Here is a 17,156-nt window from a genome sequence, read left to right as displayed (position 1 = left end):
TATCCTTATATTTATTCAGTGCAAAGACTATGAAAGCGCCCGGTAACCCTTAAACCAGATAACACAGTGAACAAATACCCGGACCAGACGTGGGCCGGAAATATGTATTCAACCCTCTTCATTTTTGTTTTACCTAAAAATCACCCACACATGAAACGTCGCAATGTAGTACGTATGCTGGCGCTGTGCGCATGCCTCGCCCTTTTTTTGTCCCCTTTCGGCAGGAATGCCGCTTCTGGAAAAAAAGCCGTCTTTAACAATTTCACCGTGGCCGTGAAACCCGGCTATTCACCGCCTGCCGGTCAGTTCCTCGTGAAGGTAAAGAACATCAGCACCGGCGCGGTGGTCTATCAATCGCCTGTATTCGGTGAGCCCGCGGGCGAAGACCTGCCCTTTGCCACCAGCATTCCCGACGGGGAATATGCAGTGGAGGTGATGTCGCAGTTCATCATCAAAGCCAGCTCCAACGGGCAGGAGCGCACCGTGATGGGATCCGAAACATGGATCGCGGCGGGCGGCGCCACGCCGATCAACATCCTGGTGTGGGCTTATTAAGTTACCCGGAACATTTGTTACAGAAAAAGGGGAACGCAATGTTCCCCTTTTTCTATTGAATCAGTTAAAAACTATTCCCGGCATCCGTCCGTCCGCAGCATGCCGGCAGGTGACATCCCTGCCGCATCCGGCGAGTGCGTCTGGCTGGAAATTCCGCTTCAATTTACCGGCGTCTCTTTCTCCAGTCCTTTCCGGTATGCGGAAGGGCTGACGCCTTTGTGTTTTTTGAAGGTTTTGGTGAAGTGGCTTTCGTCCGTAAACCCGAATTCCCCGGCGATCTCATTCAGCCGCATATCGCTGTGCCGCAGGCGGATTTCGATGAGGGAGAGTTTGTAGTTGATGATGTATTGCTGCATGCCGCCCTGCGCATGTTTTTTGAAATATTCGCTGACGTAGTTGAGCGAGATGTTAAAATGCGCCGCGATATTTTCCGCTTTGAGTTTTTCCGGTTCGTAAATGTGCTGGTGGATGTAGTGCAGGATGTCTCGCCCGGCCTGCGGCTGCCCTTCGGGCTGCAGGTTGAACAGGGCGACGTTGCGTGCCACTACCGTGATGAGGGTATTGATCAGCTGTTGCGTCAGTTCCTTTTGCAGCACCTGCTGGGCGTGCTGCCCCTGCAGGATGGCCTCGCACACGGCTTGGACGAGCGGCTGGTCGCCGTCGTGCAGGTTCACCGGGCCACGCAGAGGGTGGCCGTTCTCGAGAATGTATTCCAGCTTCTGTATCCATTCGCCCAGGTCGCTGTACTGCCGGCCGGAAGCCTGCTGCGCCTGGAGGTAAATATTGTTGAAGCGGATGAACAGGAAGCCCGAGGTCATCTTCAACCGGGTGTAATGCTCCGTGTCCGGCATGATCAGAAAAAGATCATTCGCTTTGAAGCTGAACTTGTTGCCGTTGATATAGTAGGTGCCCTCCCCTTTGAGGATATAAGTGATTTCGAAAAAAGTGTGCTTGTGAATCTTGCACGGGCAGGAGTCGACTTCGAAATGTTCTATTTCAAACGGTTTGAAGAGGTGCTGTATCGTCATTCCTTGAATATTACAAAATAAGCCCAAAGTTATACCAAAGTTCAGACATGAAACCTTCGCACCTTTGCATTATACAATACAGATCATTATGAAAGCATATCTCCTTCAAGATAACGGCGCACCTGAGCACCTGGTGCTGACCGAAACCGAACGGCCCAAAGCAGGCCTCCACGAAGTATTGGTCCGGACCCGCGCCATCGCCATCAATCCTGTCGACGCTTATGTACGTCGCGACCGTAAAGGTCTCCTGCACATCCTGCAAACCACGCCCGAACAGGCGCCCTGGATACTGGGCTGGGACGTGGCCGGCACCGTGGTGGAAACCGGCGAACACGCCACACAGTTCAAAGTGGGCGATGAAGTGTTCGGCATGGTGAACTTTTTCGGGCAGGGCAAAGCCTACGCGGAATATGTGGCTGCTCCTGAAGCGCACCTCGCGCTGAAACCGGCCGGTATTTCCCACGGGGAAGCTGCTGCGGCCACGCTGGCGGCCCTCACGGCATGGCAGGCGCTCGTAACGCATGCACGCGTGCAACAGGGCGAAAAGGTGCTCATTCACGCAGCGGCCGGCGGCGTGGGGCATTATGCCGTGCAGATCGCCAAACACCTGGGCGCCCACGTGGTGGCCACGGGCTCGGAAGCAGGCAGGAAGCTGGCGCTTAGCCTTGGTGCAGACGAGTACATCGACTACAACCAACAATCCTTCACCGATGTGGTGAAAGATGCAGATGTGGTGATCGAGCCCATGTACCCGGATGAGCACGTGCTCCACTCCATTCAATCCCTGCGGAACGGCGGGCGCCTCATCAGCATACAGAACTTCCTCGGCGCCGATGCCGTAAAAGAGGCGATACAGCAAAAGCAGCTGTTCTCGATCCGCATGACTGTCACATCAAACGGGAACGACATGCAGCAGATCGCGGGACTGCTGGCCGACGGCCATCTTCGTTCCGTGATTGCCGCGGAATTTGATTTCAGCGAACTGCCCAAAGCCCATGAGCAAATAGAAACCGGTAAAACAAAAGGTAAAATCATCGTTACGTTATAGCCAAATGAAAACACTCCATATCGCCGCATTACTCTCCGCTATCACGCTGCACAGTACGGCACAGACAAACCAGAAAGGGTTCGACCCGGCCAGACTGCAACGGATAGACCGCTTCATCGAAAAAGAAATAGAGGAACACCGCATCCCCGGCGCTTCGGTGCTGCTGATCAAAAAAGGACAGGTGGTGTACAACAAAGCATTCGGGTATGCAGACATCGAAAGCAAAAGACGCATGAAAACGGACGACATCTTCCGCGTGGCGTCGCAGACGAAAGCCGTTACCAGCGTGGCCGCCATGCTCCTCTGGGAAGAAGGCAAATTCCTGCTCGACGATCCCATCTCCAAATACATCCCCGCATTCCGGGCGCCGAAAGTGCTGACGGGCTTTAACCCGAAAGACAGCAGCTACACCACCCGCCCGGCAAAACGGGAAATCACCGTCCGCCACCTGCTCACGCATACCTCCGGCCTCATTTACCAGTTGCCTTATATGGGTGATCCGGGACTGGCCGCTATTTATAACAAGGCCGGCATCCCCTCCCTGCTGGGCGCACCGGGCGCTACCGTAGGCGATAAGATGCAAGACCTGGCGAAACTGCCGCTGCTGCACGACCCCGGAGAAACTTTCACCTACGGCCTCAGCTCCGACCTGCTCGGTTACCTCGTGGAGATCTGGAGCGGCCAGAACCTGGAAACATTTTTCCGCGAGCGCATTCTCGGCCCGCTGGAAATGAACGACACGTATTTCAATCTGCCGGCGGATAAAGCGGCACGACTGATCAGCGTATACCAGCCGTTGGAAAACGGCCGGCTGGTCAAGGCAGAACGGGTGTTCGACCGCGGCCCCGGCAACTATCCCGCCATTGCCCATACCTACCTGTCCGGCGGCGGCGGTTTAAGCTCCACCACGGCGGATTATGCGAAGTTTCTGCAGATGGTGCTGCACAAAGGGAATTATAAAGGAAAACAGCTGCTGAGCCCGCATACCGTGGCCATGATGCTGACCAACCAGTTGAATGACAATGTGGGTACCTCTCCCTACCCCGCTATGCCGGAAAATTTCCAGTTCGGGCTGGGTTTTGCGCTGGAGACCGACCGTAACGATCACCTGCAGCCACTGCGGAAAGGCAGTTTCAGCTGGGAGGGAGCGGTAGCGACCTACTATTGGGTGGATCCGCAGGAAGACCTGATTGCATTGTTTTATACGCAGGAATTCGGTACGCCGAAATGGAATGAATACCAGCAGATGTTCAGGGTGCTCACCTATCAGGCCATGGCTGATTGAGGAAGGCCAGTGCTGTTGGGGCGAAATGCCCGGCTATGAAGAGAATTTTCCACGCTGTTTTTCGCTGAACAAAGCTGTTACCCCGTGGCATGGTTTTGGGGCCTGTATGGTTTGATCACCAAACTTAAACGTCATGGCACCAAGAAGTAAAATCATCGGAAATGACGGTCTGGAACAGGGCGGAGACAACCTGGGCAATGACTACGGCAGAAATATCACCCGGGAAAAACAGCAGGACGATACGCTGAATATCATTGTTCCAAGAGGCAAAAAACAACACGAGAAAAAAGAAAAAAAAGAGGAACACGAAAGATTTCCGCAACACCCGCCCAAAAAATAGGATGCACATTGAATATTGGTCCCGCGGCCCGGCTCACGTAGCCCGGGCCGCGGGAATTTTATACCGTCAGAAATATTTCGGGCACGACACCTGCCTGCTGCCATTGGGTCCTGCACCGCTCAATGAGAAGCCGATGGACACTTCGTGCGATCCGCCGCTGTAAGATTGTAACCCGCCCAACGTGAAGTCATACGCATAGCCGATACGGAGCCCGGTTACCGGGAATACTTCGATGGCGGCCACCGCAGCGCTGCCCTTCCTCAAGGTACTTTCCAGGTGACCTTTTTCGTACAGGCGTACGCCGGTGCGGTACGAGCCACCCAGCCATATTTTGTCCCGGAAGAGCAGGAAGGCGTTCAGGTCGAGGCTGGTCGGTCCGGCCAGGTCGTCTTTCAGCAAAAACGAAGGTTTAAGGTGGATGTCTTCGCTCAACGGCAGCAGCATGCCAGCCGTCAGGAAGAAGTGCTGCTTCGGCTGAGGGATGTATACAAAGCGGGATTTGCCGATATAGGGCGACACCAGGTTATCCACGGAAAAGCCCGCGTAAAAACGTTCATCCGCGTAATAAATGCCCGCCCTTGCATCCGGCACGATGGTGCGCTGCACTCCTACCGGCGATTCGAACTCCGGATCGAGCGTATGCAGCATGGAGCCGTCGATGCCCAGCTGTACAGCGCCCGCGCTGATGCCGAACGATAAACGCGCCGTGCCTTCTTCGTTCATCCGCAGGCGGTAGGCGTAGCTGGCGTAAATCGATTGTGTGCTCTGCGCCCCCTGTTTGTCGCTCGCCACCTGCACTCCCAGCCCCACGTTACCGTCGTTGGCGATGCCGTCCGCGGCCACCGAAAAGCTCCTTGGCGCGCCTTCTATGCCCGTCCACTGCGTCCGGTAATAACCATGTATGTTCAGCACTTCCTTGTAGCCCGCATATGCGGGGTTGATGTAGATACCATTAAACATGTACTGGCTGTACTGTGCGTTTTGCTGCGCGAATCCCGCGCGGCCCAACAGTAACAGCATCCCGATAAATACAATCCCTCTTTTCATGTTGAATGTGATAAAGTGTTATTGTTTGAATTTACGGATCAGGGTGGTAAACCCTTTCAGTACCTCCCAATTGGAAGAACCGGTTTTTTTGACCCGCAACAGGTAATAATAGGTCCCTTCGTTCAATCCATCGCCTCTCCAGTTGCTTTGATAATTCTTCTGCCGGTATACTTCGTTGCCCCATCGGTTCACGATCACGAGCTCATTTTCCGCATATTTATGTAGCCCGCGGATTTCGAACACATCGTTTTTGCCGTCGCCGTTGGGCGTAAACAGTGTCGGAATCTCGAGGCCTTCTGTTTCCACGGTGATCTTCACCGCGGCGATATTGGTCGTGTAGCCGTCTACGTCGTCCACGCGGTAGGTAAAGGCATCATCGCCACGGTAAGTACTTTCCGGTATGTAAGTAACCCTGCCGTCGCCATGCAGCACCAGCTGTCCGTACCTGGGCTGGGTAATGATGCGCAGGCTCCTTTTGTTAAACGTAGATGCACCGGCATTGTCGTTTTCGAGCACCGGCACGGTCACCGGAGTGTTCACCCGGGTGCCGGCGGCATCGTTCACTGCCTGCGGCGCCCCGGTCACGATAGTTACGGTGGACGTATTGTTCGTGCTGGTAGTACCGGAAACGTCCCTCACCTCTTTATTGACTGGTGTTAATGCGGTGGCTTCGGCGGTATTGGTGACTTTTCCGCGCTCACGGTCTTCCTGCGTGATTTTGTAGGTGGCGGTGACGGAAACCGAGGCCCCCGGCTGCAATTCACCCGGCAGTGTCCGTTTTAAGCCCAGCATCGGGTCGGTGATGGTGACCTGGTGCAGTGCAACATTGCTGGTATTGGTCACCGTAAGGGTATACACGATATTGATCTTGTCCGGCGCCGCGGTTTTCACCAGCGCGATGCCGCCCGTAACGGGGCTTACCGTGATACGTACGGTCACCGCAACGGTGCCACCTTTACCATCCGAAATATTGATATCGAACTGGTCCGGGCCGGTATATCCGGACGAGGGCGTGTAAGTATACGAGCCATCCGCATTCACCGTTGCCGCTCCGTGGGCGGGGTTGGTAGCCCTGCTGAAGTCGAGGGCATCGCCATCGATGTCGCTGCCTTTCACGCGGCCGCTGACAGGCGTATTTTCAAGCGTCGTTTTTTCATCGCCCGTGCCGGCAGGCAGGTCGTTCACCGGTGTTACCAGTATATTGACGGGTACGGTGATGGTGCCGCCGTGTTTATCGGAGATGATGATGTTAAAATTATCCTGGCCGAAATAGTTGGCTTCAGGCGTATAGGTATAGGCACCATTGGCATTCACTTCCACCGACCCGTGCGCCGGCGTTGTGCCGCCGGAATACACGAGCGTCACCCGGTCGCCGGTGCTGCCCGTAACGGTGCCGCTCACCGGGGTGTCTTCCGGGGTGGTTTTGGCGTCTCCTTTACCTGTGGGCACATCGTGTACCGGCGTAACGGTAATGTTCACCATAACAGTCACTGAACCGCCGTGGCCATCGCTGATGTTTACCGTGAACTGATCTGTGCCATTATAGTCTGCATCCGGGGTGTAGGTATAGGTGCCGTTGGCATGCACGACCACGGAGCCGTGTGCCGGGTTCCCCGCCTGCGTAAATGTCAGTTGATCCCCGTCCGTATCCGTACCGGTCACAGCACCGTTTACCGGCACATCTTCTTCGGTAGTCCTGTTGTCGCCCGTGCCGGTTGGCGCGTCGTTCGCCGGCAATACTTCGATCTGCACCGTAACTGTCGCGGTGCCGCCGTGGCCGTCGCTGATGGTGACGGTGAAGTTATCCGCGCCGTTATATTGCGGATTCGGCGTGTAGGTATAGTTACCATCCGTACGCACCGTTACGCTGCCGTTCAGGGGATCTGAGGCCTTTGTGAACGTGAGCGCATCACCGTCTTTGTCGGTTCCGCTGGCAGCGCCGTTTACAGGAGTATCTTCGGGAGTGGATTTTGCATCCCCTTTCCCCACAGGCGCATCATTGCCGGGCGCCACGGTGATGTGAACTGTCACGGTGGTGGTACCGCCCTTCCCGTCGCTGACGATGATTACAAAACTGTCCGGCCCGCTAAAATCAGGGTTCGGTGTGTACGTATAGGTACCGTTGGTATTGACAATCACCGTGCCGTTGGCGGGTTGGCCGGATGTAGTGAATATGAGCTGATCTCCGTCCGTATCCGTCCCTGTTACGGAACCGCTGACGGGGGTATCTTCATCGGTCGTTTTTGAATCACCGCTGCCGGCAGGCGCATCGTTAACCGGTGTTACGGTGATGTTGACGGTTGCCGTCGCTGCGCCACCATTGCCATCGCTGATCGTAACCGCAAAGTGATCCGCACCAACATAGTTTACGTTCGGCGTGTAGATGTAACTGCCGTCGGCATTTACCCTCACGGTACCGTTAACGGGGTCGGTGGCCTTTAAATAAATCAGTGCATCGCCATCCGTATCGGTGCCGGTTACCGCTCCGTTTACCGGTGTATCTTCGGGCGTGGTTTTACTGTCGCCGGTGCCGGTGGGCGAATCATTAACCGGCGTTACGGTGATGTTGACGGTCGCCGTAGCAGTGCCGCCGTTGCCGTCGGAAACAGTGATCGTAAAGTGGTCTGCGCCGACATAATCCGCTTTGGGCGTGTACATATAGCTGCCGTCCGGATTTACGATTACGGTGCCGTTAGCAGGTTCCGTAGCCCTGGTAAAAGTAAGTGCATCGCCTTCCGTATCTGCCCCGTTCACCGCACCATTTACAGGTGTATCCTCCGGGGTGGTTTTGTTATCGCCCGTACCGGTGGGCGCATCATTAACGGGAGAAACCGTAATGTTGACAGTTACAATTGCAGTGCCGCCCTTACCATCGCTCACTGTAACGGTAAAGTTGTCTGCGCCGACATAATCTGCACTCGGTGTATAAGTATAGCTGCCGCTTGCATCCACCACTACGGCACCATTTGCAGGCTCCGAAGCTTTGGTGAAAGTAAGTACATCGCCGTCCGCATCGGTGCCACTTACCACGCCGCTTACAGGCGTATCCTCAGGCGTTGTTTTGTTGTCTCCTGTACCGGTGGGCGCATCATTAACGGGAGATACGGTGATGTTGACGGTTACGGTAGCAGTACCGCCGTTGCCATCGCTCACGGTCACCGTAAAGTTATCAGAACCGACGTAATCAGTACCCGGTGTATACGTGTAAGTACCGTTCAGATTCACTGTCACGGCGCCATGGGCCGGCTCTGCTGCTTTCGTGAATGTAAGCGCGTCCCCATCTGCATCTTCACCGCTTACCATACCGTCTACCGGGGTATCCTCCAAAGTAGTCTTATTGTCCCCCTTACCCGTGGGCGCATCGTTGACGGGAGACACGGTAATGTTAACGGTTGCAGTAGCAGTGCCCCCGTTGCCGTCGGCGACAGTGACCGTAAAATGGTCTGTCCCAACATAGTCTGCTTTCGGCGTATAAACATAACTCCCGTCCGTATTGACCACCACGATGCCATTCACAGGTTCAGAAGCTCTGGTAAAGGTAAGCGCGTCGCTGTCTGCATCTGCGCCGGATACGGTGCCGTTTACCGGCGTGTCTTCTTCGGTGGTTTTATTATCATCTGAAATAGTAGGTGCATCATTGACGGGAGATACGGTGATGTTGACGGTTACCGTGGCCGTACCGCCATGGCCATCTTCGACAGTGATGGTAAAGTGATCCGCGCCGACATAGTCTGCTTTCGGCGAGTAGGTATAGCTGCCGTCCGTATTCACCACGGCTGTACCGTTTGCCGGTTCCGAGGCTTTGGTAAAGGTAAGCGCATCAAGATCTGTATCCGAACCGCTTACCGCGCCGCTGACCGGCGTATCCTCGGGCGTGGTTTTATTGTCTCCCGTACCGGTAGGTGCATCGTTAACGGGAGATACGATGATATTGACAGTCACGGTAGCAGTGCCACCGTTACCATCGTCGACGGTGATCGTAAAGTTGTCCGTACCAACGTAGTCCGCTTTCGGCGAATAGGTATAACTGCCATCCGGATTCACCACTGCGGTGCCGTTCGCCGGTTCCGAGGCCCTGGTAAAGGTAAGTGCATCCAGATCTGTATCCGAACCGGTTACCGCGCCATTGACGGGTGTATCTTCAGCCGTCGTTTTGTTATCGCCGGTACCGGTGGGCGCATCGTTAACGGGAGAAACGGTGATGTTGACAGTCACGGTAGCGGCACCACCGTTACCATCAGTGATGGTGATCGTAAAAATATCGGTGCCCACGTAGTTTGCGTCCGGCGTATACGTATAGGTGCCGTCCGTACGCACTACCACGGCACCATTTACAGGGTCTGACGCTTTACTGAATACCAGCGCATCCCCATCCGCATCGGAGCCGCTTACCGCGCCATCGACCGGCGTATCTTCAGCCGTCGTTTTATGATCGCCTGTACCGGAGGGCGCATCGTTCACCGGGGAAACCGTAATATCTACATTCGCTGCGGCGGTGCCACCGTTGCCATCGTCCACAGTGATCGTGAAGTGGTCTGTGCCGACATAATTTGCATTCGGCGTATAAGTATAGCTGCCGTCCGGATTCACGATCACGGTTCCATTCGCGGGATCGGTCCCCTTGCTGAAAGTGAGCACGTCTCCATCCGCATCCGCACCACTCACCGCACCGTTCACCGGCGTATCTTCATTGGTGGTTTGGTTGTCGTCTGTGGCTGACGGTACATCGTTGACCGTGATGATGTTCAGGAGCATCGATTTTGTATCGTGCAAAGCGCCGCCCGTTCCCGTGTTCCCGTTATCCGAAATATCCACCAGCAGGGAAATGGCGCCCACTACAGCCTGCGGGGCTGAATAGGAAAGTTTCCCTGCCGCTATGAATGCATTGATGGCAGAGAGCCGGCCTTCCAGTTTAAGCGCATCGGCAAGGCCGCCAACGGTCACCCCGCTCCCCGACAGCGCGCTTAACGTACCACCGGCCACTGAAAATATAGCGGTAACGGTGCCAGTTTCCACATCCACATCTGAAAAAACAATGTCTTCCACGGCAAAGGGCACGTCCTCGGTAACTGCCGCCCCGGCAGGAAGAGTGATGACCGGCGCATCGTTCACGGCGGTGATGTTGATGGTCAGATGCGCGGGGGCAGGTGAATAACCTGTGCCGTCGGTAGCGTTCCAATCCAGCCCCGTAACACCGTTCCACTGCGCGTCCGGCACAAAGGTCAGCAGCTCCAGGCTGGCGTATGGTACTTCGGTCCCGGCTGTAAGAGCAACGCCGTTCAGCAGGAGGCTGCCGTGCTGCGGCAGGCTGTTGATCCGGATCGCAGATAACGTTGTGCCGTTGCCGTCGCTGAATGCGTTTGAGAAATCAGTGGCTTTGAATTCGTAGGTGTGGTCTTCTTCGCCGGTAACACTGTTGTCCATCACCGTCGGCAGAATATTGATCGTGGCGGAAATGGTAAACGTATAGTCGGCCCTGTCTGCATCAGGATCATTATTCTGTATCCGGACGATGGCGGTATGTGTGCCGCCGGCCTGCGCCGTGGGATCGTAACTGATTTCGAACGTGGTGCTGCCGCCGCTGATGAGGGCATTTGAACCGGGCTGTGCCGCGATGCTGAAACCAGCGCCGGTAATGGTCACGGCAGGCGAACCGGTGAGATTGATGCTGCCGGTGCCTACATTATGAATGGAAAAAGTATGTGTGATCACGCTGCCGGCAGCCATGCCGAAATCAGTACCGTCTGCGGCCACCCTGGCGGTGGCGTCGTCTGCGATGGTGATGCCGTTGCCTGCCACGTTGATACGTGGCGTGGTCTGTATTACGATCGTAGTGGTGGCGAGCGGGCTGGATTCAATGCCGTCGGTCACCACCGTGGTGATGATGCGGTTGTCGGTAACCGGCGAAAAATTACTATTGCGGTACTCCAGCATTTTCATGGCGGCGGTGTAATCCGCCAGCGATGCCTGGCCGGACAACTGTACCACATTCGTGTTATTGCCGGAAATGGTAATGCCTGCCGGCAGTACGCCGTTCAGGAACAATGTTTCACTACCGGCATCCGGGCGGTTGGTCAGCGTGATGGTAGCGCCCGAAATAGCCGGCGCGTCCGGGTCGGTGATGCTCATATCCGCATCCATGATAGTGGCCCCGGTGCTGCCCGCATCAAAATAGTTCAGGTAGCTGTAGGTGCCGGGGGCGCCCGAACTGTTGTTGGGGTCCGGATCGATCACCGGCGCATTGTTCACGGCAATCGTGCCGGTAACGAGGTTGTTGTCGTAATAACATTCCTCGAAGCCGGCATGCTGGCTGGCCAGGGAGGCCAGCGTAAAGACGGTGCCCACCGTGCCACCGATGCCGCCGGAAACGTAACTGCCGTCGTCGTTCAGCACAATGGTAAGGCCGATGTTCAGGTTGTCGTAACTACCCAGGTCCAGGTCGAAAGAAAACGCTTTGCATTCGCCGGCCTGCAGAGCTTCCGGCAGGGTACCGGTGTACAGCAGTTTCGCCTGGGGGTTGGTAACCGGGTTACCCTGGTACACGGCAAACGGCACCCCCTGGGTACTGTTGCCGGCGCCAGGATTGCAAACCGTGAGGTCTGTCTTGATCGTTTTGGTGCCAGGATATTTTGTAAACGTAACGGCCGGGGTACCGAAAGCCAGGTCGGGCTTGGAGCCGAAGTTGTCGATCGACAGCAGTAACTGGTAGTCGGGGTTGGCCAGGCCGGTTTTGTTGGTAACCGTCAGCTGGCTTTTGTCGGCCGAGAGGGAAAAGGAAATATCATATGCATAGGGTCCCTTGAAACCGACGGTATTGGTATGGGCGCGGGTGCTGCTGTTGTTGAGAGGCACGCCCTTGAAGGCGTAGTTATCATCCCTGCGCGTGGTCTGATCCAGGCCCACCTGCTGGTAGAAGTAACCCGTGGCGGTACCCGCGGTCAGGTCGATGTAGGCGTATGCTTCGAGGGAATTTTCGTTGCTTTCCGAGTTTTTGTTGACGGCATTGCCCGTGGCGGTCAGGTATACGGCATTGGTGCCCGGCGGGATGTTAAACGTTCTGGATACGCCTGCCGTGGAACTGAGCCCGGTAGGAATGAACTGGATCTCCGAGCTTACAAACTCCGCGCTCATACCCTGCCCTGCCCGTTTGTAAAACTCCACCACGTAGGCATCATCGAAGTCGCGGGCGTAGTCGGCGTCCCGTTTGATGTACAGGTTACCGTTCAGTACGTAAATAGCCGGGTCATAAATGCCGACCGAGCCCTCATTGCCGGACTTCCCGTTGGTATTGTCGCCGGATACGGCCGGCGGGCCGGCGGCCACCATATGGCCCGTATATGAACTGCTCAGGTTGTTGATGGCATAGGTAGAGCGCTTGTTGGCCGAACCGCCGTTGGCCACGGTGATAAAACCCGTTGTAGTGCCCTTTTGCAGGTCGATCGTAAAACGCAGATTGGAATACCCTTCTTCCGACCCTTCAGCCGTGTTCAGATCGCGGGCGCTCGAGTTAGTACCCTTCCCGGAAATAAAGATGACGTCGGCGCCCGCGGGAATGGGCATTACCAGGTCGGTATTGGCAACAGCCGTACCATGCAGCAGTGCTTTTACCTGCGGCTCCATCGGGTTCAGGGAATTGTTGAAAGGCGATAAATATTGTACGTAGAAGGAGGAATGGACGCCGCTGTTGCTTTGTGTGATGGTCAGCGTATTGCCCTGGACCAGGAAATTGACGTTGTTCAACTCCGGCACCGCATCTCCGATACGGGCGCCGACCGGGATAAAACTGCCCAGGGGGGCGTTTTTCCACCCATAGAGATTGGTGCCCGAGCCGTCCATGAACGTGCTCTTGGCATAGTTGACATAACCGGAAGAAGTGTTGGACGTCAGGTCGATGATGGCGCTGATGGAAAGAAAATCCTCATCGCCCTGCGCAAAGTCGTTCCCCCCGGAGGTCTTCCCGGTTTCGGACGAAACGTATACTGAGATGGATTTTGTGCCTGCCGGGATCGTGAAAACGGGAGCGCTGGCGCCGGGACTGCTGTATTGGGCTTCCGTACCGAGCACGTCCGCCCGCTTGCCTCCGCTCGTCCCGCAGGGACTGGAAGGCAGCTGGCCGGCGGCAGCAAACGCGCAAATGGTGAAGAAGGCCGTTAAAAGAAGCCTGATGCGATCTCGTTTCATAGAATGATTCATAGGCATGCAGCCTCCCCCTTCAGCTTTTATGGCTGTTCGGAAGGTATTACCCGGTGTATCCGTTGAAGTCGAAATGGAGAAAATTCAGCTGTAATAAACGTAGTGCTGGTGTAAAGGTGTTTTCAGTTCTTCTATCGGTTACGGTTTAAGGATATGTTTATCAGCGCTTTCGTTGCCGCTTCAATGACTCTCTAGGTGTTACGGTTATTCATGCCCTGTTTGATGTTGCAAAGATACTGAAACTTAACCCTTTGCAACAAGCCCGCAGGCATAACTTTCGTGTTATCCGGCACCGTTATTCGTCAACGAAAAACGGACGGCGGTCACCGTCTCCGCTAACGGACATCATTGCCCCGGAACGGAAGCATCCCACAGCGTCTGCCGGTTGACAGTAACGGTCTTCTTTCGATGATTTCAAACCTCCTCCCCGGAGCAACGCTACGTCAACCTGCTGGAAAACCGGCCGGACATGTGCAAAGAGTGCCATAGTAGCAACTGGCCAGCTACCTGGGCATTACACCCAATCGTTGAGCCGCATGCGCACCAGGCTCGTGAAAAAATAACCCCTTCCCCGATTTCTTAACTTAAGTGAACCAACCGAAGGGCTGCCGCACAGTAATATTGCATCATTATTCAAAGCCATTCATGCAATATGATGAAACGAAAGTTTGCCCTCCTGCCGCTATTATTCGTCTTACTCAGCATCAGGGCGCAAGCATCATTCAGCTTACCGGAAATTCTTTGCCGGCAGTACATTTTTTTGCTGGCCGACCTCCTTCCCGACACCCCTAATCCGCCGGGGTCTGTCCAGTTTAATTTCGCCAACCGGGTTACGCCGAAAAACGTTTTTCCCCGAGCCGGGCTGCATGTCGGGATGAAGTTCTAACGCCCAACTTATCAAAACGAATAAAACATGAAATTGATTACACCGCTGATTCTATCACTTGCAGTACTGTCTGCATGCAGCAAGAAAAAGGATGACGACAAAGCCCCGTCCCGGAATGTGAAATATGAAATTACCGGCAATTTTGCCGGCAAGCTGCTCATCCTGTACAACGATAACGTGAATGGCAACACGGTTGTCAACAACGCCACTGTACCCTGGAGTAAAGAGGTGAGTTACCCCGGCACGGTAGCGGCCATCGGCATTGGCGGGAATGCCACTGCGGCAGGGACGCCGGGGCAGACGGTGACGGTGAAAATCTATGCCGGCGGCACGCTGGTACGTTCCGGCACAGCCACAGCGGGCGCGTTGGGGGAGTTATCGCTGCCGGCGCTTGCATTTAGTTTCTGACACCCGGAATACAGCATCCTGCCCGGCACCGCATATCGCTACCGGGCAGGATTGTTATCTCTTTTTCAGGAATGAAAACAACCCGCCGGATTTCCATTCCTTTTTCCGTTTCAGGGCTTCTTCATTGCCCGGCGCTACACCCAGCACAACATCCACCGTTCCGGTGGCTGCATGCTTGTCGCCGGTAGCCATGCAGGCGTCCGCATAAAGCAGGGCGGTGGCGATACATGCGTCGTCCCATCGCCAGCCATTGTCGTTGTAACAGGCAATGGCGTCCCAGGCATACGTTTTACAGTCCTCCCACTGCTCCAGCTTGGCGCAGCATTCCGCCAGGTGCATGCTGGTGTTGCAGATGCTCACCCGGCCGCTCTCCTCCGCAGGATCGCATCCGTTCAATACCACCACCAGGTCGGCCCTGGCCTGCTGGTACTTTTCAACCTGCAGGTAAGAAACACCGCGCATGTAGTGCACTTTCATCACAGAGTCGGGTTTCATCGCCTCCCCTTTTACGGACTGGTAATTGTTGGCGCAGGCGATGCATTGATGATAGTCCTTCAGCTGGAAATAGTTTTGCATCAGCATATACCATGCGGAATTATCGTCGGGGTGTTTGGCCAGCTGTTCCTGCCAGGCCCTGACGGCATCTTCGGTGGTGCCGCCGGCGAGCAGGTCGTGCCGCGCATTCTGTACGGTAATGTACCGCTCGCTCAAAATGAACCGTTCATCTTCCGACAGTTCGGCGCCGTAGCTGCTGATGTAATCATTGTATTCTTCTTCCGTGCGCTGCAACAGGGCAGTCAATTCTTCGGTACGGCCGAGGTTCGACAGTGCCGTCAGTATCTCTCCCTTTAATTCGATGTAACCGGCAAAGTCGAGCAGCCGCTGCCCGTCTTCAAGAGCGCGGTTAAACACGGCGATGGCCTCATCATACCGTTCCAGCCGCATCAGGGCGGTACCGAGGCTGCTCGATTGCTCCCAGAAAGGAGAAATGGAATAACCCAGCGTATGTATGTCCACCGCCTGTTCGTATGCCCCGCCTGCCGTCAGCGCAATACCGTAGTTATTGCAGCACATGGCGAAAATATGGCCTTCATGAAATCCGGCTTTTCCCTTGCTGCTGTGGAAATAATCATAAAAACCATCGTAGGACCTGCGGTAAAACCCGATCCTGATCTCCAGCAGTTTGGGCGCCATGGCCGTACCGGCCAGCAGCGCTTCGAATTCAGCGAAATTCACACCCGCATTGTAATAGAACATGGGAGAATCTTCCGGCCATTTTGGGACGGCCGGCAATTCGCCGTTGACGCGGTAGGCCGTTTCGATGAAACGCTGTAAACCGGTGGCGGTGCCGCCCAGTTCCAGGCTTTTGGCCAGGTAAGGCAGCGCTGCTTCATAATGCCCGGCGTCGTATAACGCGGAGCCGGCGTAGTGCCAGGCCCAGAACCAGTCCGGGTACATTTTTATATACTGCTGCGTGAAGCTCAGTAACTCGGTAGTATCGGCCCCTACTGCATCCGCAAATATCCGCTGGCCTACGAACATGGCTTTCACCAGCGATGGGTGATGGATACCCTGCCCGTTCAGCGCTTCCAGCTGATGGTATAATGCAAGCCGTTCATTTTCCGGATCCGGATTGTCGCTGAAAAAAGCCTCTACGGCGGCGTCTCCGCCGGTGCCGTAATCTTCGTCAGCCAATGCCACTTCCGCTATCTGGCAATACGCCCTGAAATCGGCATGCCCGTGTTTCAGCACTTCCCTGAAAGCTTCCAGCCCTTTGGCCCGGTCGGCGAATTCCTCGAGGTATATTTTTCCTATCCTGAAATACACATCGCCGGATTCCTGGTCCAGCGCGGGCAGGTTGTCGTGATAAATTTCCCTGTTCAGATCCGCCAGCAATGCCAGATCTTCCAGCGCAAGCGCAAAATCACCCGTGCGGCAATATGCCTCCTGGCGATACCGCAGGGCGCCGGCCCGTACAACCTGATCGGCGGCAGCAGCCAGCCTGGTGCAATAGCCGATGGCCGCAGGCAGGTCCGCCTGCGTGATGAAGATGTTGATATATGCGGCAAAAGTCAGTGCTTCTTCATGGGCGGGCGACAGCGCCAGCACCTCTTCAAAACAGCCGGCGGCAGCGGTAAAGCCGGCCTCGTCGCCGGACTCCGCCTCGCTCACGGCAACCTGGTACAGGCATTTGCCTTTCAGTAATAAAGCGGCGGTGTCGTGCGTATTAAAAAGTAACAGGAGATTGATCTCTTCAAGGCATTGCTGATAGTTTCCCTGATCGTAAAGCGATTGTAATTGTTCTGCATCCAGCATGGCGGCGGGTTAATACATTAAAAATGTTCACCGGGCTGCGGGCATTCCGT

10 protein-coding genes are annotated in these 17,156 nt (G+C 55.4%); 6 read left to right on the top strand and 4 right to left on the bottom strand.

Features of this window, described 5'->3' with window-relative positions; translation table 11 throughout:
- Positions 1–150 precede the first annotated feature (150 nt).
- Complete coding sequence (locus EGT74_RS12545) at positions 151–555, top strand: hypothetical protein (protein WP_123846936.1); 405 nt, start codon at positions 151–153, stop codon at positions 553–555.
- 158 nt (positions 556–713) lie between these two features.
- On the opposite strand, the gene EGT74_RS12540 is transcribed toward EGT74_RS12545, so the two are convergent.
- On the bottom strand, positions 714–1,583 hold the full coding sequence (locus EGT74_RS12540; protein WP_123846935.1) for an AraC family transcriptional regulator: 870 nt from the start codon (positions 1,581–1,583) through the stop codon (positions 714–716).
- 88 nt (positions 1,584–1,671) lie between these two features.
- Between EGT74_RS12540 and EGT74_RS12535 the strand changes: the two genes are divergently transcribed.
- The 3 genes from EGT74_RS12535 to EGT74_RS12525 all read left to right on the top strand — a co-directional run bounded on the left by EGT74_RS12535 (position 1,672) and on the right by EGT74_RS12525 (position 4,256).
- Positions 1,672–2,631 carry an NADP-dependent oxidoreductase gene (locus EGT74_RS12535; protein WP_123846934.1) on the top strand — a complete coding sequence of 320 codons (960 nt, stop codon included), beginning with the start codon at positions 1,672–1,674 and terminating at the stop codon, positions 2,629–2,631.
- Positions 2,632–2,635: 4 nt separating this feature from the next.
- Positions 2,636–3,916 (top strand): serine hydrolase domain-containing protein, encoded by a 1,281-nt coding sequence (locus EGT74_RS12530; protein WP_123846933.1) that lies wholly within the window; start codon positions 2,636–2,638, stop codon positions 3,914–3,916.
- Positions 3,917–4,049: 133 nt separating this feature from the next.
- Positions 4,050–4,256, top strand: coding sequence for a hypothetical protein (locus EGT74_RS12525; protein WP_123846932.1), 207 nt, complete (start codon positions 4,050–4,052; stop codon positions 4,254–4,256).
- 66 nt (positions 4,257–4,322) lie between these two features.
- On the opposite strand, the gene EGT74_RS12520 is transcribed toward EGT74_RS12525, so the two are convergent.
- Together EGT74_RS12520 and EGT74_RS12515 are read right to left on the bottom strand one after the other, a co-directional pair.
- A complete protein-coding gene (locus tag EGT74_RS12520) occupies positions 4,323–5,303 on the bottom strand; it encodes a PorP/SprF family type IX secretion system membrane protein (protein WP_123846931.1) in 981 nt (326 codons plus the stop codon).
- A gap of 18 nt (positions 5,304–5,321) precedes the next feature.
- Entirely contained in the window at positions 5,322–13,484 is an 8,163-nt protein-coding gene (locus EGT74_RS12515) for an Ig-like domain-containing protein (RefSeq protein WP_158618119.1), read from the bottom strand.
- Between the two features lie 664 nt (positions 13,485–14,148).
- Between EGT74_RS12515 and EGT74_RS12505 the strand changes: the two genes are divergently transcribed.
- Together EGT74_RS12505 and EGT74_RS12500 are read left to right on the top strand one after the other, a co-directional pair.
- On the top strand, positions 14,149–14,382 hold the full coding sequence (locus EGT74_RS12505) for a hypothetical protein (RefSeq protein ID WP_123846929.1): 234 nt from the start codon (positions 14,149–14,151) through the stop codon (positions 14,380–14,382).
- A 27-nt stretch (positions 14,383–14,409) separates the two neighbouring features.
- Complete coding sequence (locus tag EGT74_RS12500; RefSeq protein WP_123846928.1) at positions 14,410–14,790, top strand: hypothetical protein; 381 nt, start codon at positions 14,410–14,412, stop codon at positions 14,788–14,790.
- Between the two features lie 54 nt (positions 14,791–14,844).
- On the opposite strand, the gene EGT74_RS12495 is transcribed toward EGT74_RS12500, so the two are convergent.
- Positions 14,845–17,106, bottom strand: coding sequence for a tetratricopeptide repeat protein (locus tag EGT74_RS12495; RefSeq protein ID WP_123846927.1), 2,262 nt, complete (start codon positions 17,104–17,106; stop codon positions 14,845–14,847).
- Positions 17,107–17,156 lie beyond the last annotated feature (50 nt).

The organism is Chitinophaga lutea, assembly GCF_003813775.1.
Classification (GTDB): domain Bacteria; phylum Bacteroidota; class Bacteroidia; order Chitinophagales; family Chitinophagaceae; genus Chitinophaga; species Chitinophaga lutea.
Note: the sequence above shows the minus strand (reverse complement) of the source record. Positions and strands in the feature narration are given on the sequence as shown.